Raw genomic sequence first — 20,496 nt, forward strand, 5'->3', positions numbered from 1 at the left:
GTCACACCGACAGGGAGGCCGGCTTCGCGAGGGGCCCTCGGACGGCCGCGATCTCACCCCGGCGGTCAACGTCCTTGTGTCCGCATCGCCCCGTTGCCGCTGGAAGTCATCCACCACTTCCTCGACGGCGGCGACGGCTCCTCCCCGGTCCGCGCCACCCCGACCGACCGCCCCGCGGCGCCGGAACGCTCGCCGGACGACCCGGCCGACGCACCACGCCCACCGTTCCGGCTCACCGGCCGTCCTCGCCCGCCGATCCCGCGTCGTCGGACACACGCTCGTCGACCGGGCCTGCGGGCAGCATGGGGAAGGGGACGTTCGGGAGCTCGTTGTTCGTGCCCGCGTGAAGGCTCTGCAACTGCGCCAGTTGCTCGCTCAGCTCTCGAAGGCCGGTCTGGGAAGGGCCTGCCGCCAGCGTGACGACCACGGCCAGCACGGCCTGGGCCAGGAAGGCCGCGGGAGCCCCGGTGTCCAGGTACCGCGTGGCGGTCTCGACGGCTTCGCGGGCATGGGTGATCGCCGCCGTGGAGTCCTCGTTCATTCCGTGCAGCATGGCCAGGTGCAGCTTGGCGTACACGGTGTCCTCGTGACCGGGGCCCAGTACCGTCTCGCACTCGGCGAAATGGGCTTGGGCGACGGCGAGTTGCCCCTCCGCCCATTCCTGCATCACCTCGGGGGAGACCGCCTCCCCCATTCGTATGACGAGGTCTTTCATCCGGTCCGTGGACTGGTGGGTGATGGCCGTGATGAGATCCGGCCCGAGAGTGAGCAGCAGGTCACCGGGGCTGGAAAGGCCGCGCAGGCGTCCACGCAGGTCCAGCGTCACCGGGTCCCGCTCGCCGAGCTCACGCACGCAGTCGGCGTGGACGCTCTGCAGGGTGTGGGCCGCCGATCGCATGTCTCCCAGCATGGCCTGGCCCCCGCTGAGCGCCGCACGGGCCAGCAGGGTGTCCCGGTGTCCGGCGCCCAGCTCCTCCGTGCGCAGCAGCACGACCGTCTGCAGAGCCTCCGCCGCCCGCTCGTACTCCTTCGCCCTGCGGTGCGCCTCCGCCTGCGCGAACAGCGCCGTGATCGTCTCCGGATGCCGTGCGCCGAGCACCCGCTCGCACGTGTCCGCGTGCCGGACCGCTTCCTCGACCGTCGCGTCGCCCATGCCGATCAGGAGGCTGCGGGTGGTGAGCACATCGACGTTCTCGGAGCCGAGATGCCGTACGAGTCCCTGCTCCGCGCGTTCGGAGAGCCGCCGGGCGTGTCCGTGCATCCCCTGCACCGCCGCGAAGTTTCCCGCCCTGGCCAGCAGTCGTGCCGCGTCCGCCGACTCCTCGCCCTGCGGCAGGTACTGGGCGAGCGCCTCGACGTGCGGCAGCAGGGCACGCCAGCCCGGCCAGCCGGCGGGGTCACGGATGTCTCCCGGAAGTGCCTTCGCCAGCGCCTGCGTCGCCCCCTCCCGGGCGGCGGTCACCGCCTCCGCCGTACGGTACGGATCGCCGGGCTGCACGGTCCGTGACACCCGCTGGACCAGCCCGTGCACGGACATCGTGTCGGTGGCTCGATGCACCTTGATCATGCTGTGGGCGGCGAGGCGGGCGATAGCCCGGTGGACCACGGGTGGGCTGGCGAAGGAGTCGAGCAGGGCGCGGGGGATGCCTTCGGGGGCGTACCAGGCGAGACGCAGCAGGATCGGCAGGGCGGGGCCGTCGGCGGCCAGGCGGTCCAGCGTGATGCGCCACACCCTGGCGACCGTGCGCTGGGGGTCGCCGCCTTCGGCCGCCGTCGCGTACATCTCGTCGGGGTACTCGGCGAGGAGGGCACCGTACTGTTCGGCGGTGGCACCGCTCTCCTCGCAGTACGCCGCCGCCTGATGGACGGCCAGTGGCAGGCACCCCAGTTCCGCGCAGACGGCCTCGACGCCCGGCCCGGCGTCCGGGCAGATCCTGCGGAACAGGCGGACGGCGTCCTCCTCGTCCAGCACCTCGACGGAGACCGGCTCGGCGGTGTCGTTCCAGCCCGTGGCCCGCCGGCTGGTGATCAGGAACCGGCCGTTCGGGGCCCGCGCCAGGAGCGGCTTCACATGGGCCGGGTCGGCGACGTCGTCGAGGACGATCAGCCAGTCGTGATGCGACGCCAGCCACTGCAACGCCCACTCGCTCAGCTGTTCCTCCGGCAGGTGCGCGGCCAGGGCCGGGTGCAGCGCCGAGGCGAGGCGCGCCAGACCGCCGTCGATCGCGGCCGTACTGTCCGCCGTGACCCACCAGACGGGTGCGTACGCCGTCTGCTGCGCCGCCCAGTGCGCGGCCAGCGTGGACTTGCCGATGCCGCCCAGTCCGTGCAGCGCGTGCACGACGGCTTCAGTCGGCGTCGTCAATGCCGCGTCCAACACAGCCAGTTCACGATCGCGGCCGACGAAGAGGCGTGGCCGCTCACGTAGGTTGGTCAGGCGACGCGGCGAGTCGACGGACGCCGGCCGTGGATAGGTGTCGACCGGCTGCAGCGTGAGGCTGCCGATGTACTGCCCGATCTGCGTCCCGATCGCGCCCTCACCGGTGGCGGCCACACCGATGTCCCGCCCCGCCGCGACCGAGCCGTCCCCCGACGCTGCCACCTCGGGCCGCCCCTCGAACACGCCACTCATGCCTCACATGATGACGTGCCGAAGGGACAATCGTCAGGAAAGTGACCGCAGTTGAAGCCGCGACGTCGGAAGGCTCATCTCGCCGGACGGATTCTCGGGTGACTCGCCGGTCTCCCGGTGCCGCGCCGCGAGCCGTGTCCGCTCAGTCCGCGAACTCCTTCAGGGGCTCGGTGTCGAGGGTGATGTTCACCGGCTCGGGGAGCTTGACGGTGGCACCGAAGGGGAGCTTCTCCTCGTGCCGGTAACGGCCGTCCTCCGGCTGGTTGAACACGACGATCGAGCAGTCGTCGCGGTCGATGAGGAGGTAGACGGGGATTCCGGCGGCGGCGTAGCCGTCGGGCTTCTCGACGCGGTCACGCTGGTTCGTGTCGGAGTCGTACGACGTGATCTCCACGGCCATCAGCACACCGTCAGCTTCAGACCACTCGCCCTTCCCTCTGAGACTGCCTTTGGGCACCAGGACGGCGTCCGCGCTGGCACGGCCTTTGCGGTACGCCTCGGTCTTCAGTCCTCGCTCGGGGTGCAGCCGGAGGTCGGAGCGCAGTTGCATGCACTGCTCCAGAAGCCACATGTAGATCTCGCTGTGGTTGCCGTCCGGCACGGGCTTGACCTGGACCTTTCCATTGATGAACTCCAGCCGCACGGTGTCGGGGGCGTGGCGTTCCAGTTGCTCGAACTCCTCGACGGTCATCAGCGGCTGGTGCTCGGTCCTGGGGGTCATGGCGTCGCCTCCTCGACACCATGGTGCCCCGACCGGCGCCTCCTGCACGCTCACAACAGCCCCGCAGCCCGGCGCAGAGCGTCGACGCGCTCGGTGACGTCGATGACCTCGTCCGCGCCGGGCAGACCGCCGCCGTCGCGAGGGCCGGGCAGGAAGGTGTCCGGGACGTGGCCGTACACCGGCCCCTCCGCCTCGATCAGCTCGATGCACTCGCGGCACAGACCGCTCACGATCTCCGTCGTCCGCTCGTCCGCGTCACACAGCCCGCACGCCATGATCACGCGGGTCACCTGGGCACGGCGGGCGGTTTTCTGCCGGACCTTCGCCTTCTTCGGGGGCATCTTGTTCTCCAATCGGTTGCGGACGAGCCCGCCCGGGTTGGTGACGGCGGGCGGCAGCCCGTCGGTCAGGGCCTTGGTGATGTCGTGGGGCGTCGCGCCACGGGACAGCCATTCGGCGGCGAGGGATTCGAGGGAACGGCAGTCGCGGTCGGACAGGGGCATACGTGCGTCTGCGGCGCGGAGTTCGGCGAGGGTCCGGTAGGCAGTGCTGGGCTGCTCGGCAGACGACTCACCGGGCTGCTCGTCGGGCTCAGGCTGCGGGTTCGGCTCCGCGGTCGGCTCCTGCTCCTGCTCTTGCTCTTGCTCGGCACGAGCCAGGCCCGGCATGTGGTCCTCGGTGACGTCCTTGCCGTGGCGCTCCCGCGCGAAGTCCGCCCACCACTCCTCCGACCTGCGCGTACGCGACCAGTACGTCCGCGTGACCCACCGCATCGAGTTGTCCTCGACGGTGATGTGCTCCTTGATCCAGCGCAGGTGACCGGCGAGGGTGATGCGGCCCATCGAGGTGCGCACGGCCTGCTGGCCATAGCGCGGATGCTCCGCCGCGATCGCCTTGTAGCCCATCGCGTGGCCCTCGTCGAGATGGTCGATGAAGACGGCGATCTCGCGGTCGCGGGGGCTCAGGTGTGCGAAGTCCGGGTCCGCGTGCGGGACTTCGTCACCCGCGTAGCGTTTGCCGTAGCCCGATTTGGCCATGGGGTGGGACGGGGACGGCAGGGCAGGACTAGGGTAGGAGCAAGCCACCATCGAAGGGTCCATTCGATGCGTAGGTCGAGGCCCCGGAGCCGGTGTTGGCGCACCGACCGGGGCCGATCTATTTGCCGCGAACCCAGAGTGGCTTTACGTTCCGACGCAAGCCGATCACGGAACGTCACCCACTCGGGGCATGTCACCTCAACTCACGTCCAAACCTGGTTGGTGGTTGGATTTGAGCCAAACCAAACCCCAGAAACCCCATTGGAAGGGCTCGAAGCCCGAGGCTCAAGCCCCGGGCTGAACTGCGGAAATGAACGCCGCCCACGCGGGGGCGGTGAGGTGGAGTTCGGGGCCGACGGGGTTCTTGGAGTCACGGACGTGGATGCGGGCGGAGAACGCCACTTCGACGCAGGCGCCGCCCTCGTCGTCGCTGTAGCTCGACTTGAACATGCTCATGCCGGGTGCGCCAGTGCAACCACAAAGCGGTCAGCAGACAGACCGGTTCCCCTTCACTCGTCGCGCCAAGGCTCCCTGCCCCGGCATGAGTTGAGAGTCCCGACAAGTCGTCAGCGTGTAACGGCGCCGCCTGATCGATAGCGTGACGGCCGTCACTACGGTTGTGCCGGCCGCAGCCCCAACTGCTCCCCGATCTCCTGCTCCATGACCCTTCCGGCCTCGAACTCCAGGGTCTCGTCGCCCATCACGCCCTGGTCCGTGTCCAGGCCGTCCAGTTCCTCCAGGGGCTGGTCCAGGCGGACGTGGGCGAGGACGGAGTGGAGTGCGCGCAGGGTCGCGGAGGCAGTTGAGCCCCAGTTGGAGAAGTACGAGAACTGCCACCACCACAGGGCCTCCGTGGTGCGGCCGGCGCGGTAGTGGGCCATGCCGTGGCGGAGGTCGGTGATGACGTCGGTCAGGTCGTCGGAGATACGGGCCGGGACCGGGGCCTTGCGGGGCTCGTAGGGGTCGAAGACCTCGGAGTAGACGTCGACCGGGTCGAGGAGACGGGCGAGGTTCTCGCGGAGTTCGTCGACGTCCGGCTCCGGGCCCAGGTCGGGCTCGTAGCGCTCCTCGGGGACGATGTCCTCGTGCGCGCCGAGGCGGCCGCCGGCCAGGAGGAGTTGCGAGACCTCCAGCAGGAGGAAGGGCACGGTCGAGCCCGGCTCGTCGCCCTTCGCGACCTCGGTGACCGCGACCAGGAAGCTCTCGATCTGGTCCGCGATCTGGACCGCGAAGTCGTCCGGGTTCTGCTCGGTCGCGTGCAGCGTGGCGTCAGACATCTAGGAGTCGTCTCCCCTCGAAGGCGCGGCCGAGGGTGACCTCGTCCGCGTATTCCAGGTCGCCACCCACCGGGAGGCCGCTGGCCAGGCGGGTGACCTTCAGGCCCATGGGCTTGATCATGCGCGCGAGGTACGTGGCCGTGGCCTCGCCCTCGAGATTCGGGTCCGTGGCCAGGATCAGCTCCGTGACCGTCCCGTCGGCCAACCTCGCGAGAAGTTCTCGTATACGCAGGTCGTCCGGCCCGACACCCTCGATCGGGCTGATCGCGCCGCCGAGGACGTGGTAGCGGCCGCGGAACTCGCGGGTCCGCTCGATCGCCACGACGTCCTTCGGTTCCTCGACCACGCAGATGACCGCCGGGTCGCGGCGCGCGTCCCGGCAGATGCCGCACAGCTCTTCCTGCGCCACGTTTCCGCACGTGGCGCAGAAGCGGACCTTCGCCTTGACCTCGAGGAGGGCCTGGGCGAGGCGCCGTACGTCCGTCGGTTCCGCCTGCAGGATGTGGAAGGCGATCCGCTGCGCGCTCTTGGGACCGACGCCGGGCAGCCGCCCCAGTTCGTCGATGAGGTCCTGGACCACGCCTTCGTACAACGGACTGCCGTCCTTCCTGGGGTTCCTTACGGTACGTACGGTAGTTGCCCACGGCCCGTCTTAGAAAGGCAGACCGAAGACCGGAGAACTCCTGGACGTCAGAACGGCAGGCCCGGGATGCCGCTGCCGCCGCCCAGACCCTGGGCCAGCGGGCCGAGCTTCTGCTGCTGGAGCGTCTGCGCGTTCTCGTTGGCCGCCTGTACGGCCGCGATGATCAGGTCGGCGAGGGTCTCGGTGTCCTCCGGGTCCACCGCCTTCGGGTCGATCTTCAGCGCCCGGAGCTCGCCGGCGCCCGTCACCGTGGCCTTCACCAGGCCGCCGCCGGCCTGCCCGTCGACCTCGGTCCGCGCCAGTTCCTCCTGCGCCCGCTGCAGATCCTGCTGCATCTTCTGGGCCTGCTGGAGCAGCTGCTGCATGTTGGGCTGGCCACCACCGGGGATCACGATCAGCTCCTTGCGTCGGCTTTCCCGTTCAGCACGAGCCTACGTGGTCGGCGCAGCCGTCGCTCCAGCACTCTTTCGAGTGAGAGGAACTGGAGTCCGATACCTGATCAAGGCCCACTTCCGGGCGGAAAAGAGGCGAAAGGCATCTCTTCGCCACCCATTGGGCGGTAGGAAGGGTCCGGCGCGTCAGCCTCAGGTGTTGCGTGACGTTCCGTGCACTGCGGGGGGTCGTACCCGGGACGCAGGCCGCACGTTGTGTCACGCACCGTGACAGTAGGGAGTGCCGGGTGGGTCAGCCGGAGAAGCAGCCCGAGAGGTCGCCTCAGGACGGGCGCGGCGGCGAAGGGGCGGCCGGACTGCGGCCGGGCGATCTGACGGGGCGGACGTTTCCGCTCGGCGACTGGGGAGAGCCGGCGGTGCGGCTGGACGAGCTGTACCGGTGGGTGGAGCGGGGGGCCCTGAACACGGCCGCGTGGTATCTCGCGGACCGGGTGTGGAAGCGGCGGGGGGCCCGGGCGTTGCGCGGCGGGGCGGCGGCGGGGGCGGTCGTCGGGGCGGCGCTGCCTCTCCTCGATCTGACGGGGGTCGCGAGCGGGGTGGCGCCCTGGGGGTATCTGTCGCTGCTCCTGGCCGTGGCCTGCGTGGCGATCGACCGGTTCTTCGGGGTGACGTCCGGGTGGATAAGGGACGTCGCCACGGCTCAGGCGGTGCAGCGGCGGCTGCAGGCGCTGCAGTTCGACTGGGCGACGGAGTGCGTACGGGAGATCCTCGGGCCGGCCGAGGGGACGGCCGGCGAGGCGGCGGAGCGCTGTCTAGGAGTCCTGCGGCGGTTCTCGGAGGACGTGACGGAGCTGGTACGGGCGGAGACGGCGGACTGGATGGTGGAGTTCCGCACCGGCTCGGCGCCCCTGGGAATCCAGTCGGCGGTGACCGGCGGGGCCCGGCAGGACGCGGGGGTGGGGACGGGCCGGTTCCCGGTACCACCGACGAACGGTGCACGACCGAACATGCCTCGACAGCGGCCGCCGGAGCCACGGTGACGTGATGTTCCAAGGTCACCGTAGGCCCGTAGGAACTCAACAGCCTTGCGTGTGAAGGCACTTGGATCTACTGCCTGGTGTACGTCAGCTTCTCCCCGCTGTCCGTGTTCACGCGCTCCAGCCTGCCGTCCGGCAGCAGCGTGACCTCGGTGGCGGCGCCCGGGGAGCAGGCGGTCGCGGGCTCACCGGCCGTCACCGCGGAGGGGCCGAGCGCCAACGGGCCGTCCGTACCGGGCGCTTCGGTCAGTTCCGCCACGAACTCGCAGTGGTAGGTGCCGACGCCGGAAGGGCCGTCGGCGACGAGGGAGAGGACCGTGTCGCCCACGTCGCCCTGCCGGATGGTCAGCCGGCGGGTGTTCTCGCCGGTGCCGTTGTCGATCGAGGCCGTCCAGGTGCCGAGGTACTCCGTGGGGATGACGCCGTCGGCGGGGGCCGAGGTCGTGGGGTCCGGAGCTGGGGTGGAGGCGGTCGTGCCGGAGGCCGAGGGACCGGCCGTGGCGGTCGCCGAGACCGTCGGGGTGGCGGTCGGGTCGCCGCCGGCCCCGTTGTCACCGTCGCCGCTCATGAGGGCGTAGACCGAACCACCGGCCCCGAGCGCGACGACCAGCGCGACGAGGACGAGCGCCGCCGTGGAACGGCCGCTGCGACGGGGGCCTTCGGGGGGCGTGGTGGGGAGATACGGCAGGGGTGGGTCGTAGGGCGGGGTGGCGCCGTACGACGGGCTCGGGCCGTACGACGGGGTCGAACCGTACGGCGAGTTCGGGCCGTACGACGGCCCCGGGCCCCCGTACGGCGAGGGCGCGTCGGCCGGTGGGGTCGGGCCGGCCGGCGGGTAGCCGTAGGCCGGCTGCTGCGGGTGCTGCTGTGGGGAGGTCTGGCCGTGCCGGGGGGCGGTCACGGTGGGGAGGTGGTCCGGCGGTGTCGCACCGGCGGCCGGAGCGTGCTCCGGGGAGGCCGCGGGAGTCGGCTCGCCGTGGCCCCCTTCTGCCGAACCGGAGCCCGAACCCGGCCCCGCGCCGGCACCCGCACCCGCACCCGCACCCGCACCCCAACCCGCACCGGCGCCCGAACCCGAGCCCGAACCGCCCTCCCCCGCCCCCACCGGATCCTCTGCGTCCAGCAACCGCACCGCATGCCGTCCCAACTGCGCCACCAGCGCACTCGGCAGCCACGGATCCCGGGACCGTCCGCCGGAGACGGTGTCCTCGGCCCCCGTACGCTCCAGGATCCGGTCCAGCGTCGGCCGGGCCCCCGGGTCCTTGCGCAGGCAGTCCCGCACCAGGTCGGCGATCCCCTCCGGCACCCCCTCCAGATCGGGTTCCTCCTGGGCGATCCGGAACATCACGGCGTGCGCGCCGCTGTCGACGGACCCGAAGGGCAGCCTGCCGGTCGCGGCGTAGGCGAGCACCGAGCCCAGGCAGAACACGTCGCACGCGGGCGTGATCCGGTCGCCGCGCACCTGCTCGGGCGCCATGAACCCCGGCGATCCGACGAGCGCGCCGGTGCGCGTGAGCCCGCTCTCGCCGACCGTCTCCAGCGCCCGGGCGATCCCGAAGTCGATGACGCGGGGCCCGTCGATGGTGACCAGCACGTTGGAGGGCTTCAGATCCCGGTGCACGATGCCCGCGGCATGGATGTCCTTGAGCGCATGGGCCAGCCCCGCCGCCAGGATCCGTACCGAACGCTCGGGCAGCGCCCCGTGGTCGTGCCCGACGACCTGCTGGAGGCTGGGCCCGGCCACATACCCGGTGGCCACCCAGGGCACCTCGGCCTCGGTGTCGGCGTCCAGCACCGGCGCGGTCCAGAACCCGCCGACCTGCCGTGCGGCCTGCACTTCCTGCCGGAAGCGGGCGCGGAACTCCTCCTGCGCGGCCAGCTCCCGCCGGACGAGTTTGACGGCGACGGTACGGCCACGGTCCGAGCGCGCGAGATAGACGTCCCCCATACCGCCGGCCCCCAGCCGCGCCAGCAGCCGGTACACCCCGATCCTCCCCCAGTGCTGAACGCCTGGGGGGACCCCCAGTGGATCTCCCGCCCCCAGCTGCTCCATCGCACGCCCCCCAACCAACCCCCGCCCGAGCCTCGGCCCCACGATAGTGCGGCGAACGGGGAGGTGAGCGGGTCGGCGTCTACGGTTCCGTAACAGGAACGGCGAGGTCGTCGAGCACCTTCGACAACCGTTCCAGAACCCGTACGGCCTCGGCCAGTTCGGCGTCCCCGAAGGCCTCCGCCAGCCGGTCGGCGAAGGCCGCGTGGCCGGGGTTGATCCGGGAGACCGCCGCCCGCCCCTCCTCGGTCGGGGCCAGGAGCTTCGCGCGGCGGTGGGCCGGGTTGGGCCGGTACTCGGCCAGCCCCTTCTCCACCAGCAGGTCGGCGATGCGCTGCACGCTCTGCCGGGTGATGCCCATCGCGCGGGCGATCCCGGAGACGGGGAGGGGTTCGCCGAGCACGGCACCGAGCACCTGCCACCAGGCCGCCGTCAGCCCCGCCGGCCGGGCCAGTTCCTCGGCGACCGCGAGGAACTGGCCGTTGAGCCGGAAGACCCCGAGCGCGCTGCGGCTGAGCAGGTCCTGGCGTTCCCGGCTCACAGGACGCCGGCCTTCTCGAGTACGGCGTACGCCGTCGGGTCGGAGTCGTGGAACAGGCGGTACCAGGCGTCGACGGCCTCGTCGTCGTACACCTTCAGCAGCCGCAGGATCTCCCGGGCGAAGGCGACGGGTTCGGTGGGGCCGGCGGTGACGAGCCCCCTGTCGGTGACGGCGTCGGCCTCGACGTAGCGCTCGCCGCCGCCGTACCCGGTCGCGGCCAGGTAGAAGGAGACCGCGCTGGTGTGGTCCCGGTCGTCGAGCAGGCCTTCGCGCGCCAGCCCGGCCGTCGCCCCGCAGATCGCGGCCACCGGCACCCCGGCGTCCAGGAAGGCGCGGGCCGTGCGGGCGAAGGGGGCGAGCTCGTCGCCTGTGTCCCAGAGGTCGGCGCCCGTCAGGATCAGCAGGGACGCGTCGGACGGGCGTACGTCGTCCAGGGCCAGGTCGGGCTGGATGCGGAGGCCGCCGACGGTGGTGACCGGCTCGCGGGTGGGGCCGACGGTGCGGATCTCGTATCCGGCGCGAGCGAGCTGCGCGGTGGCGTGGCCCGGCTCCCAGTCGGCCAGGGTGTCGTAGACGGCGAGGTACACGGGCTTGCGGGTGGTGCCAGTGCCGGTGCTGTTCATGGCTCCTCCTGTCGAAGATGACAATATGCTGTCACTTCGACAGTTTGCTGTCAATCGCCTTCTGTCGTGCGCCGCGTCGACAACCTGTCGCGGAAACCGGCCGACCGCAGACAGGACGCCGATATCGCACCCCTCTCCCGGATACCTACGCTCGCCGCATGACCCCTCCTCCCAACCCCGAGGCCGGCGCCGCCGTGAAGGCCGCGGACCGTGCGCATGTCTTCCACTCCTGGTCCGCACAGGAGCTCATCGACCCGCTCGCCGTCGCCGGCGCGGAGGGGTCGTACTTCTGGGACTACGACGGCAGGCGCTACCTCGACTTCACCAGCGGGCTCGTCTACACGAACGTCGGCTACCAGCACCCGAAGGTCGTCGCCGCGATACAGGAGCAGGCCGCACACCTGACCACCTTCGCGCCCGCCTTCGCCGTCGAGGCCCGGTCCGAGGCGGCGCGGCTGATCGCCGAGCGGACGCCGGGCGACCTGGACAAGATCTTCTTCACCAACGGTGGCGCGGACGCCGTGGAGCATGCCGTACGGATGGCGCGGCTGCACACCGGGCGGCCGAAGGTGCTGTCGGCGTACCGGTCGTACCACGGCGGTACGCAGCAGGCCGTGAACCTCACGGGCGACCCGCGCCGCTGGGCCTCCGACAGCGCCACGGCCGGTGTCGTGCACTTCTGGGCGCCCTTCCTCTACCGGTCCCGGTTCTACGCGGAGACCGAGGAGCAGGAGTGCGCGCGGGCGCTGGAGCACCTGGAGACGACGATCGCCTTCGAGGGGCCGTCGACCGTCGCCGCGATCGTCCTGGAGACGATTCCGGGGACGGCGGGGATCATGGTGCCGCCGCCCGGATACCTGGCCGGCGTGCGCGAGATCTGCGACAGGTACGGGATCGTCTTCGTCCTCGACGAGGTCATGGCGGGGTTCGGGCGGACCGGTGAGTGGTTCGCGGCGGACCTGTTCGACGTCACGCCGGACCTGATGACCTTCGCCAAGGGCGTGAACAGCGGATACGTGCCGCTGGGCGGAGTCGCCATCTCCGGGGCGATCGCGGAGACGTTCGCGAAGCGGCCGTACCCCGGCGGTCTGACGTACTCGGGGCACCCGCTGGCCTGTGCGGCCGCCGTCGCGACGATCAACGTCATGGCCGAGGAGGGCGTCGTCGAGAACGCCGCCCGGCTGGGCGCCGAGGTGGTCGGGCCGGCGTTGCGCGAGCTGGCCGAGCGGCACCCGAGCGTGGGTGACGTGCGGGGTGTGGGCATGTTCTGGGCGGTCGAGCTGGTCAGGAACCGGGAGACCCGGGAGCCGCTCGTGCCCTACAACGCAGCCGGCGAGGCGAACGCCCCGATGGCGGCGTTCGGCTCCGCCGCCAAGGCGGGCGGCATCTGGCCGTTCGTGAACATGAACCGCACCCATGTCGTGCCGCCGTGCAACGTGACCGAGGCCGAACTGAAGGAGGGCCTGGCGGCGCTGGACGCTGCGCTGTCCGTAGCGGACGAGTTCACGGAGTAGGACGTCTTCGCTCGCGCCGTAGTGGCTGGTGCGGGTTGTGCGACCGACGGCTGTCGGGGGCTGGTCGCGCAGTTCCCCGCGCCCCTTGGGGCGATGCCGGTCCGCACCTTTCGGGCGGAGCTCCTTCAAGGATGGGACGGGTAGGGGCGGCGGGGGCGAGGAAAACCCCCGTTCGCCGCAGAAACGTCCCGCGGATCCCGAACGCGTAAGGTGGCGTGCTCGTAGACATATACGCGCACGCCACCTCATCGCGACGACGGGAGACGCCCTGACCATGCCCGGCACCGGCGGCAACGGCTCCGTGACCCGGAGCACCCTGCGGCAGCAGCTCGCGGACGCCCTGCGGGACGAGGTGCTGGCCGGCCGCCTGCAGGCAGGGCGGGAGTTCACCGTCAAGGAGATCGCCGAGCAGTACGGCGTCTCCGCGACCCCCGTACGTGAGGCCCTCGTCGACCTCTCCGCCCAGGGCCTCCTGGAGGCCGACCAGCACCGCGGCTTCCGGGTCCACGAGTACTCGGTCGCCGACTACCGCGGCATCGTCGAGGCCCGCGCCCTGGTGATCGACGGCATGTTCCAGGTCCTGGCCACCGACCGCTCGAGCCACCGGAACCCCGCCGACCCCCGCGTCCACGCCGCCGTCGTCGGGGTACGCCGCCGCGCCGAGGAGGCACAGCGCGCCGCCACCGCCGGCGACCTCACCGTGCTGATCGGCTACGACCTGCGCTTCTGGCGCGAACTCGGCGCCCTCTTCGGCAACCCCTACCTCGCCGACTTCCTGCACCGGCTGCGCGTGCAGTCCTGGGTCTGCGCGGTACAGCACCTGCGCCGCCTCGACGATCTGCGCGGCCACCTGTGGTCCCGGCACACCGACCTGGTCGACGCCCTGACCCGCCGCGACCTGCCCGCGGCCCGCTCGATCATCGCTGCTCACGACGCGGACTCCCTCGCCCTGATCGAGCGGCTGGCGGCGGGATGACCCGCGAGCGGGAACCGCTCGAGGTCGACCATGCCCCGGACCCGAGTGCCCGCACTGTTGCGAACCTGACCGATCCCGATCTCTCCGTCGTCGTCCCCGCCTACAATGAGGAGCACCGCCTCGGCCGCACCCTGGACGCCCTCACCGACTACCTCGGTGCCGGTGACGGCCGCTGGGGCGAGTGGGAGGTCATCGTCGCCGACGACGGTTCCACCGACGGCACCGGCGATCTGGTCACCGAACGCCAGGACCCCCGCATCCGGCTCGTCACCGCCCCGCGCAACCGCGGCAAGGGCCACGCCCTCCGCCTCGGCGTGGCCGCCTCCCGGGGCCGTCGCGTGCTGGTCACGGACGCCGACCTCGCGACGCCGATCGAGGAGCTGGAGCAGCTGGACAAGGCGCTCGGCGAGGGCAACTGCGCGGCGATCGGCTCCCGTTCGGTCCCCGGCGCCACGATCGGCGACCGCCAGCACCGGCTGCGCGAACTCCTGGGCCGCGCGGGGAACTTCCTGATACGCCGTACGGCCGTCCCCGGCATCCGCGACACCCAGTGCGGTTTCAAGCTCTACGACGGCGACCGCGCCCGCGAGGCCTACGCCGCCTCCCGCGTCAGCGGCTGGGCCATCGACGTCGAGGTGTTACGCCACTTCCACCGCGCGGGCCTCCCCGTCACCGAGGTCCCCGTCCGCTGGTCCCACCAGCCCGGTTCGAAGGTCGGCCCCCTCGACTACGCCCGCGCCCTCACGGAGACCACCCGCATCGCCCTCCGTTCCATGCGCGAGGTCCGCCCCGCCGACGTCTTTTCGGCCTTCCTCTTCCTCCTCATGTCGGTGGCCCTCTACTCCGGCCGCTTCTTCGACCCGGCCCACCGCTACCTCCCCGACTCCCTGCGCGACCAGAACCAGTGGGAGTGGTTCTTCGCGGTCACGGCCGACAACGTCGCCCACCTGCGCAACCCCCTCTTCACCGACCTCCAGGGCTTCCCCGACGGCGTCAACCTCATGGCCAACACGGTCATGCTGGGCCTCTCCGTCCCCCTGACGCCGCTCACGCTCCTCGCGGGCCCCGCGGTCACCCTCAGCCTGGTCATGACGCTGGGCCTCGCCGCGACCGCGGCCGCCTGGTACCGGCTGATCGTCAAACGCGTCGTCCGCGGACGGATCGCGGCGTTCCTCGGCGCCTCGCTGGCCGCCTTCGCCCCGCCCATGGTCAGCCACGCCCACGCGCACCCGAACTTCGTCGTCCTGTTCATGATCCCGCTGATCATCGACCGCGCCCTGCGCCTGTGCACGGGCACCCGGGTCGTACGGGACGGGGTGGTCCTGGGCCTGATGGCGGCGTACCAGGTCTTCCTCGGTGAGGAGCCGTTGCTGCTGGCGGCATTGGGGATGCTCCTCTTCGCCGCCGCCTACGCCGCCGTACGCCGCGACACCGCACGCGCCTCCTGGCGGCCGCTGCTCAAAGGCCTCCTCATCGGCGCCTCCGTCTGCCTCCCGCTGGTCGTGTATCCCCTCGTCTGGCAGTTCGCCGGCCCGCAGAGCTACACCGGCATCGAGCACAACACCCGCTCGTTCAACAGCCCCCTCGCCCTGCTCTCCTTCGCCGAGCGGTCCTGGCTCGCGCGCGACGCCGAGACGGCGAACGCCCTGGCCTTCAACACCACCGAGCAGAACGCCTTCTACGGCTGGCCGCTGGTCCTGCTCGCCTTCGCGATTCTCGTACGGCTGTGGGAGCGGGCCCTGGTCAGGGCGCTGGCGTTCACCGCGGTGACCGCCGCGTTCCTGTCCCTCGGGCGGGAGTTCCGCATTCCGCTGACGGACACCACGCTCCCCGGCCCGTGGCAACTCCTCGCCGACCGGCCGCTGTTCGAGGCGGTCATCGAGAGCCGGGTCGCGATGATCTGCGCCCCCGCGCTGGGCATGCTGCTCGCGATCGCCGTCGACCGGCTCCTGTCAGCCCGCCCCCTGAGCACGCGGTACGTCGGTCTGCTGGGCGTCGGTCTCGCGCTGCTCCCCCTCGTCCCGGCCCCCCTCAAGGCCGTCGACCGCATCGACGTGCCCGCCTTCATCGCGGACGGGACCTGGACGTCGTACGTCCGCGAGGGCGAGTCCCTCGTGCCGGTGCCGCTGCCCGACCCCGGTGACGCGGAGGCGCTGCACTGGCAGACCGAGGCCGGTCTCGGCTTCAGGCTGGCGGGCGGCTACTTCAACGGCCCCTACGGCGACGAACGCGTCGGCATCTACGGCGCCGAGCCCCGCTTCACCTCCAACCTGCTGCGCGATGTACGCAATTCGGGCCAGGTCCCGCCGGTCAACGACTCCTGGCGGGAGCAGGCCCGGGTGGATCTGGCGTACTGGCGGGCGGGTGTCCTGGTGCTGGCTCCGCAGCCGAACGACGGTGCGCTGCGTGAGACCGTGGAGAAGCTGGTGGGCGGTCCCGGTAGGTGGGTGGACGGCGTGTGGGTATGGGACCTGCACGAGCGGGGACTCGCATGAGGGGCCCGGATGCGGATCCCGCGGCAGCGACCTGCGTCGGGAGCCGCATAGGGAGCTGCACGACGGGTCCGCCCCCGGGCCGCACCGATTACCCTTCCCTGACCACTGTGCTACGCCTTTGCCACGCCGTGCGATCGCTGTGTGAGGAGCCCTCTTTTGGCCTGTGACCTGTGGCTGGTACCGCTTGTCGACGTGTTGTGCCACACCCCCGACAACCCCTTCGCCGAGGAACTCGCGCAATACAACAAGGTGCTCGCCGAGGCCGGGCTGCCGCCGGTGCCGGTGTACCAGTACATGCCGGGCCTGTCCGGTGACGTCGCCCCGGTCGCCGGTTTCGACTACGACGCGCTGCATTTCCTGCGCCGCGCCTACCTGCTCCAGGTCTGCGGGCTGCCGGTCACCCCGGTCGACGAACTGGGCGGCGACTACGAGCAGCTCCTGGAGATGTTCGAGACGACGGCCCAGCAGTCGCACCTGGTCTGGCACTACGACCACGCGGGCGCCTACGTCCCCGTCGACTTCCCGAACCCGCTCTCCAACGACGAGCTCCTGGCGGGCGGCGGCCCGCTGGGCTCCTCCCAGGCCCTGTTGCGCGAGCTGGAGTTCGTGGCCCCGGTGATCGGCATCGACCCGGCCAACCCTCCGGCGGCCCCCCAGCCCCCGCTCGCACCCACGGCCCTAGAGGAACCGGCCGTCCCCGCCCCCTACGACCCGAGCCCCTTCGCCCGCGAACGGCACGTGTGGCTGGGACTGCACGCGGCGGCGACGCGGAGCCTGGCGCAGGGGTCGATGATCGTGTTCAGCTGAGGCGCAGCTGGGACAGCCCCTTCTGCAGGTCGTCGGGGTTCATGACCGGCGTGTAGTCCACCCTGGCGTCGAGTTCCAGGAAGAGGCGCTCCGCGATCAAGGGCATCTGGGAGCTTTCCTGCATGTCGAAGAACAGGAGCATGGTGCGCTGCCCTTGATCGACGGTGAAGTAGGAGGCCTCCGGCTTGACGTTTTCCAGGATCCCCTGGACCACCTGGGGCATCTTGCCACTGCGGATGAGGTCGTTGGACTTCTCGGTGTCGATGTTGGCCTTGAGCAGCATGCGCATGGCACTCACCTTTCTTCTGGTCATTCCTGGCCTCACGCTATGAGCCGTATGCGCACTTCGCTCGCTCACTGCTCCATCAGAAGAAGGCATCAGAAAAGGGGCGCCCCGGCGGGGCGCCCCTTTCAGCTCACCGGAGCCTCAGCTCACAGGAACGAGTTGACCTCGATCGTCTCGTCCCGGCCCGGTCCCACGCCGATCGCGGAGATCGGGGCGCCGGACATCTCCTCCAGCGCCTTGACGTAGTTCTGGGCGTTCTTCGGCAGGTCGGAGAACGACTTGGCCTTGCTGATGTCCTCGCTCCAGCCCGGCAGCATCTCGTAGACCGGCTTCGCGTGGTGGAAGTCGGTCTGGGAGTACGGGAGTTCCTCGACGCGCTTGCCGTCGATCTCGTACGCCACGCAGACCGGGATCTGCTCCCAGCCGGTCAGGACGTCCAGCTTGGTGAGGAAGAAGTCGGTCAGGCCGTTCACGCGGGTCGCGTAGCGGGCGATCACCGCGTCGAACCAGCCGCAGCGGCGGTCACGGCCGGTCGTCACGCCCCGCTCGCCGCCGATGCGGCGCAGCGCCTCGCCGTCCTCGTCGAAGAGCTCGGTCGGGAACGGGCCGGCGCCCACGCGGGTCGTGTACGCCTTGAGGATGCCGATCACGCGGCTGATCTTCGTCGGGCCGACACCCGCGCCGGTGCACGCACCGCCCGCGGTCGGGTTGGAGGACGTGACGAAGGGATAGGTCCCGTGGTCGATGTCGAGGAGGGTGCCCTGGCCGCCCTCGAAGAGGACCACCTTGTCGTCCTCCAGCGCCTGGTTGAGGATCAGGACGGTGTCGGCGACGTACGGCTCGATCTTCTCGGCGTAGTCCAGCAGTTCCTCGACGACCTGGCCGACGGCGATCGCGCGGCGGTTGTAGAGCTTGGTGAGGATCTGGTTCTTGACGTCCAGGGCGGCTTCGACCTTCTGCTGAAGGATCGACTCGTCGTAGAGGTCCTGGACGCGGATGCCGACGCGGTTGATCTTGTCGGCGTAGGTCGGACCGATGCCGCGGCCGGTCGTCCCGATCTTCCTCTTCCCGAGGAAACGCTCGGTCACCTTGTCGACCGTCACGTTGTACGGCGTGATGATGTGCGCGTTTCCGCTGATGAGGAGCTTGGACGTGTCGACGCCTCGCTCGTTCAGCCCGCTCAGCTCGGAGAGCAGGACCGACGGGTCGACGACGACACCGTTGCCGATGACCGGGGTGCACCCCGGGGACAGGATTCCGGAAGGGAGAAGGTGGAGGGCGTACTTCTGATCACCCACGACTACCGTGTGGCCGGCGTTGTTGCCGCCCTGGTAACGCACCACGTAGTCGACGGATCCGCCTAGCAGGTCCGTCGCCTTTCCCTTGCCTTCGTCACCCCACTGAGCACCGAGCAGCACAAGTGCGGGCACGCGCGTACACCCCTTCCGGGCGGGGCATGTCCAAGGTCAGGGGAGCACGCGTAGGGTTTCCGCCGCGTGCACCACGACCGGCCGCGATCGACATTGGCCGCGAACCGTCGGACCGGATGGCCCCGGAATAGACGAAGCCCCTGGCGCAATAGCGCAAGGGGCTCTTGCACAAAGATGCTACCCGAGGAAGCGAGGCATGGCCGAGGTGGCGACTTTCGCGATGTCCGATCAGCTGCTGGTGGTGATCGATCCGGTCGCTCGCAGGACGGACGGGGAGTCCGTACGCATCGCGAAAGACGTGCTCAGCGCGGGTGCGGCGACGAAAGTGTGCCTCCCGGACGGGCCGGACGAGTTCGCCCGGGCGCTGGCCCGGCGCGGGTCGCGGCGGCCGGTGGTCGTCGGCGACGACCGGGCGCTGATGCGGGCGGTGTCCCTTTTGCACCGGCAGCGGGAGCTGGCCGAATGTGTGCTGTCGGTGGTGCCGGTCGGGGGCGCGCTGTCGCTGGCCGGATCCCTCGGGGTGCCCACGGGGGCGGTGGCGGCGGCCCGGGCCGTTCTGGAGGGCGTGGAGCGACGGCTGGATCTCCTCGTGGACGACAGTGACGGGGTCGTGCTGGGCGAGCTGCGGATCCCGCCGGTACGGGAGCCTGGCGCGCCGAACGGGGCCACCGCGGTCGGGCCGGGCGCCGGGCGGCCGTGGCTGCGGACGTGTCAGTCCCTCGTACGCACCCTGGTGCCGGCGCGGGCCCCCTCCGCCGCCGGGTCCGGGCCGGCGCGGCTGCGGGTCGAGGTCGACGGGGCGACGCTGGTGGACCTCGACCAGCCGGTGGAGGCGGTGTCGGTGACGCCGGGGGCCGCCGGGGTGGCCGCGGTGGAGGTGCGGCGGGCTTCGGTGGGCGCGGAGGCGTCACCGCTGCGGGCCGAGGGGCGGGCGGTGACCGTGTCGGGGGCGCATTTCCGCTACGCGGCGGACACGGCGGTGTCGGGGCCGCTGCGCAGGCGGACCTGGACCGTGGGGCAAGGGGGGCTCCGGCTGGTGCTGCCGGGACACTGAGTGCGGAGAAATCCCGGGCCACCGGGGCCGGCCCCGGTTACGCTGACCGGCCGTCGATCAGGTGGGGAGGCGGCGGTGAGCCAGTACTACGAGGTGGCCGGGGAGCCGGTGTGGAACCCGGGGCACCAGACGTCCAAGCTGTTCCTGGCGTACGTACGGGTCTATGAGCAGCATCTGACCGTTCCGTCGGGGTTCGGGCCGATGGAAGACGACGAGTGCCAGATCGATCCGGCGGCGTTCGAAGAGTTCGTGACGGCCCTGCTCACCTGGTACGACCGCACGGGGAGCCGCGTTCTCGGCTCCCTCACCGAGGGCTTCCTCGCCCCGCTGCTGGCCCTCGCGGAACGGGTGGGCGTCGAGGTGCGGTGGCCCGCGGGCAGCGACTGGTGGGCAACCAGGGTGCGCAGCACAGCCGCAGATCTGCTGGGTTCCGTGACCCCTTGAGGCCGAGCGTCAGCCCTGCCCGAACGTCTTCTCCCGGTGCTCCCGCCACCGCTCCATCATCGCCGCGACCTCCCCCTCGACGAACTCGAAGAAGGCCAGCGTCTCGGCCATGCGGCGCCCCGCCGGGGTGTCGGGGCCGAGGCTGGTGACGCCCTCGCGCAGCGCGCCCTCCCACCGCTTGATGACGGCTTCGCGGTTGGTCAGGGCCTCGTACCACTGGTCACCGTGCACCCGGTAGCGCTCCCGGCGTGAGCCGGGCTCCCGCTCGCGCGACACCATGTGCGTCTGGGCCAGGTAGCGCACCGCCCCGGACACCGCCGCGGGGCTGATCTGCAGCTGTTCGCTCAGCTCGGCGGAGGTCAGCACGCCCTTGTCGGAGGAGAGCAGCGCGGCGAAGACCCGGGCGGCCATGCGCTGCATCCCGGCCTCGACGAGCTGCGCCGCGAAGGACTCGACGAACTTCGACACGGCCTCGGCGTCCCGCCCACCACCAGCTGCTTCCGTCATGGGCTCATCCTATCCGTGCTTCATACGCTT

20 protein-coding genes are annotated in these 20,496 nt (G+C 71.0%); 7 read left to right on the plus strand and 13 right to left on the minus strand.

The window, feature by feature from the left end:
* Positions 1–232 precede the first annotated feature (232 nt).
* The 7 genes from ACZ7L6_RS14880 to ACZ7L6_RS14910 form a co-directional block, all read right to left on the minus strand.
* Complete coding sequence (locus ACZ7L6_RS14880; RefSeq protein ID WP_471923757.1) at positions 233–2,632, minus strand: NB-ARC domain-containing protein; 2,400 nt, start codon at positions 2,630–2,632, stop codon at positions 233–235.
* Positions 2,633–2,774: 142 nt separating this feature from the next.
* Positions 2,775–3,353, minus strand: a complete 579-nt coding sequence (locus ACZ7L6_RS14885; protein ID WP_471923759.1) for a Uma2 family endonuclease — start codon at positions 3,351–3,353, stop codon at positions 2,775–2,777.
* A gap of 50 nt (positions 3,354–3,403) precedes the next feature.
* Positions 3,404–4,390, minus strand: a complete 987-nt coding sequence (locus ACZ7L6_RS14890; protein WP_471923761.1) for a hypothetical protein — start codon at positions 4,388–4,390, stop codon at positions 3,404–3,406.
* A 285-nt stretch (positions 4,391–4,675) separates the two neighbouring features.
* Positions 4,676–4,846: a DUF397 domain-containing protein gene (locus ACZ7L6_RS14895; RefSeq protein ID WP_471923763.1), complete on the minus strand. Its 171-nt coding sequence runs from the start codon at positions 4,844–4,846 to the stop codon at positions 4,676–4,678.
* A gap of 155 nt (positions 4,847–5,001) precedes the next feature.
* Entirely contained in the window at positions 5,002–5,667 is a 666-nt protein-coding gene (locus tag ACZ7L6_RS14900) for a DUF5063 domain-containing protein (protein ID WP_471923765.1), read from the minus strand.
* Positions 5,660–6,259 carry a recombination mediator RecR gene (recR, locus tag ACZ7L6_RS14905; protein WP_132856910.1) on the minus strand — a complete coding sequence of 200 codons (600 nt, stop codon included), beginning with the start codon at positions 6,257–6,259 and terminating at the stop codon, positions 5,660–5,662. Before recR ends, ACZ7L6_RS14900 begins: the two co-directional genes overlap by 8 nt.
* Before the next feature lie 98 nt (positions 6,260–6,357).
* Positions 6,358–6,702, minus strand: coding sequence for a YbaB/EbfC family nucleoid-associated protein (locus ACZ7L6_RS14910; RefSeq protein ID WP_433044522.1), 345 nt, complete (start codon positions 6,700–6,702; stop codon positions 6,358–6,360).
* A 287-nt stretch (positions 6,703–6,989) separates the two neighbouring features.
* On the opposite strand from ACZ7L6_RS14910, the gene ACZ7L6_RS14915 reads away from it, so the two are divergent.
* Positions 6,990–7,742 (plus strand): SLATT domain-containing protein, encoded by a 753-nt coding sequence (locus ACZ7L6_RS14915; protein WP_471923768.1) that lies wholly within the window; start codon positions 6,990–6,992, stop codon positions 7,740–7,742.
* Positions 7,743–7,809: 67 nt separating this feature from the next.
* Here ACZ7L6_RS14915 and ACZ7L6_RS14920 read toward each other — a convergent pair whose 3' ends face one another.
* The 3 genes from ACZ7L6_RS14920 to ACZ7L6_RS14930 form a co-directional block, all read right to left on the minus strand.
* Entirely contained in the window at positions 7,810–9,792 is a 1,983-nt protein-coding gene (locus ACZ7L6_RS14920) for a serine/threonine-protein kinase (RefSeq protein WP_471923770.1), read from the minus strand.
* A gap of 79 nt (positions 9,793–9,871) precedes the next feature.
* A complete protein-coding gene (locus tag ACZ7L6_RS14925) occupies positions 9,872–10,330 on the minus strand; it encodes a MarR family winged helix-turn-helix transcriptional regulator (protein ID WP_471923772.1) in 459 nt (152 codons plus the stop codon).
* Positions 10,327–10,953, minus strand: coding sequence for a type 1 glutamine amidotransferase family protein (locus ACZ7L6_RS14930; protein WP_471923774.1), 627 nt, complete (start codon positions 10,951–10,953; stop codon positions 10,327–10,329). The genes ACZ7L6_RS14925 and ACZ7L6_RS14930 overlap by 4 nt, the downstream gene beginning before the upstream one ends.
* A 158-nt stretch (positions 10,954–11,111) precedes the next feature.
* Between ACZ7L6_RS14930 and ACZ7L6_RS14935 the strand changes: the two genes are divergently transcribed.
* The 4 genes from ACZ7L6_RS14935 (at position 11,112) to ACZ7L6_RS14950 (ending at position 16,745) form a co-directional block, all read left to right on the plus strand.
* Positions 11,112–12,467: an aminotransferase class III-fold pyridoxal phosphate-dependent enzyme gene (locus ACZ7L6_RS14935; RefSeq protein WP_471923776.1), complete on the plus strand. Its 1,356-nt coding sequence runs from the start codon at positions 11,112–11,114 to the stop codon at positions 12,465–12,467.
* A gap of 274 nt (positions 12,468–12,741) precedes the next feature.
* On the plus strand, positions 12,742–13,443 hold the full coding sequence (locus ACZ7L6_RS14940; RefSeq protein ID WP_471923778.1) for a GntR family transcriptional regulator: 702 nt from the start codon (positions 12,742–12,744) through the stop codon (positions 13,441–13,443).
* Positions 13,440–15,938 carry a dolichyl-phosphate beta-glucosyltransferase gene (locus tag ACZ7L6_RS14945; RefSeq protein WP_471923780.1) on the plus strand — a complete coding sequence of 833 codons (2,499 nt, stop codon included), beginning with the start codon at positions 13,440–13,442 and terminating at the stop codon, positions 15,936–15,938. Before ACZ7L6_RS14940 ends, ACZ7L6_RS14945 begins: the two co-directional genes overlap by 4 nt.
* 156 nt (positions 15,939–16,094) lie before the next feature.
* The gene (locus ACZ7L6_RS14950; protein ID WP_433044498.1) at positions 16,095–16,745 is read left to right on the plus strand and encodes a phospholipase D-like domain-containing protein; all 651 of its coding nucleotides are present in this window, start codon (positions 16,095–16,097) and stop codon (positions 16,743–16,745) included.
* Here ACZ7L6_RS14950 and ACZ7L6_RS14955 read toward each other — a convergent pair.
* Positions 16,738–17,034, minus strand: coding sequence for a hypothetical protein (locus tag ACZ7L6_RS14955; RefSeq protein WP_471923782.1), 297 nt, complete (start codon positions 17,032–17,034; stop codon positions 16,738–16,740). The genes ACZ7L6_RS14950 and ACZ7L6_RS14955 overlap by 8 nt on opposite strands.
* 143 nt (positions 17,035–17,177) lie before the next feature.
* The gene (locus ACZ7L6_RS14960; protein WP_471923784.1) at positions 17,178–18,461 is read right to left on the minus strand and encodes an adenylosuccinate synthase; all 1,284 of its coding nucleotides are present in this window, start codon (positions 18,459–18,461) and stop codon (positions 17,178–17,180) included.
* Positions 18,462–18,657: 196 nt separating this feature from the next.
* Between ACZ7L6_RS14960 and ACZ7L6_RS14965 the strand changes: the two genes are divergently transcribed.
* Together ACZ7L6_RS14965 and ACZ7L6_RS14970 are read left to right on the plus strand one after the other, a co-directional pair.
* The gene (locus ACZ7L6_RS14965) at positions 18,658–19,515 is read left to right on the plus strand and encodes a diacylglycerol kinase (protein WP_471923786.1); all 858 of its coding nucleotides are present in this window, start codon (positions 18,658–18,660) and stop codon (positions 19,513–19,515) included.
* Positions 19,516–19,590: 75 nt separating this feature from the next.
* Complete coding sequence (locus ACZ7L6_RS14970) at positions 19,591–19,959, plus strand: DUF6086 family protein (RefSeq protein WP_471923788.1); 369 nt, start codon at positions 19,591–19,593, stop codon at positions 19,957–19,959.
* Positions 19,960–19,968: 9 nt separating this feature from the next.
* Here ACZ7L6_RS14970 and ACZ7L6_RS14975 read toward each other — a convergent pair whose 3' ends face one another.
* Positions 19,969–20,466: a GbsR/MarR family transcriptional regulator gene (locus ACZ7L6_RS14975; protein ID WP_471923790.1), complete on the minus strand. Its 498-nt coding sequence runs from the start codon at positions 20,464–20,466 to the stop codon at positions 19,969–19,971.
* Between the last annotated feature and the right edge of the window lie 30 nt (positions 20,467–20,496).

Source organism: Streptomyces sp. NPDC107522 (genome assembly GCF_055657525.1).

Bases quoted from the DNA above. Each gene is read 5' to 3' on its own strand.
- ACZ7L6_RS14880 (WP_471923757.1), bottom strand. From the start codon at position 2,632: ATGAGTGGCGTGTTCGAGGGGCGGCCCGAGGTGGCAGCGTCGGGGGAC.
- ACZ7L6_RS14965 (WP_471923786.1), top strand. From the start codon at position 18,658: ATGGCCGAGGTGGCGACTTTCGCGATGTCCGATCAGCTGCTGGTGGTG.
- ACZ7L6_RS14930 (WP_471923774.1), bottom strand. From the start codon at position 10,953: ATGAACAGCACCGGCACTGGCACCACCCGCAAGCCCGTGTACCTCGCC.
- ACZ7L6_RS14900 (WP_471923765.1), bottom strand. From the start codon at position 5,667: ATGTCTGACGCCACGCTGCACGCGACCGAGCAGAACCCGGACGACTTC.
- ACZ7L6_RS14955 (WP_471923782.1), bottom strand. From the start codon at position 17,034: ATGCGCATGCTGCTCAAGGCCAACATCGACACCGAGAAGTCCAACGAC.
- ACZ7L6_RS14920 (WP_471923770.1), bottom strand. From the start codon at position 9,792: ATGGAGCAGCTGGGGGCGGGAGATCCACTGGGGGTCCCCCCAGGCGTT.
- ACZ7L6_RS14895 (WP_471923763.1), bottom strand. From the start codon at position 4,846: ATGAGCATGTTCAAGTCGAGCTACAGCGACGACGAGGGCGGCGCCTGC.
- ACZ7L6_RS14935 (WP_471923776.1), top strand. From the start codon at position 11,112: ATGACCCCTCCTCCCAACCCCGAGGCCGGCGCCGCCGTGAAGGCCGCG.
- ACZ7L6_RS14885 (WP_471923759.1), bottom strand. From the start codon at position 3,353: ATGACCCCCAGGACCGAGCACCAGCCGCTGATGACCGTCGAGGAGTTC.
- ACZ7L6_RS14975 (WP_471923790.1), bottom strand. From the start codon at position 20,466: ATGACGGAAGCAGCTGGTGGTGGGCGGGACGCCGAGGCCGTGTCGAAG.
- ACZ7L6_RS14890 (WP_471923761.1), bottom strand. From the start codon at position 4,390: ATGGCCAAATCGGGCTACGGCAAACGCTACGCGGGTGACGAAGTCCCG.
- ACZ7L6_RS14945 (WP_471923780.1), top strand. From the start codon at position 13,440: ATGACCCGCGAGCGGGAACCGCTCGAGGTCGACCATGCCCCGGACCCG.
- ACZ7L6_RS14940 (WP_471923778.1), top strand. From the start codon at position 12,742: ATGCCCGGCACCGGCGGCAACGGCTCCGTGACCCGGAGCACCCTGCGG.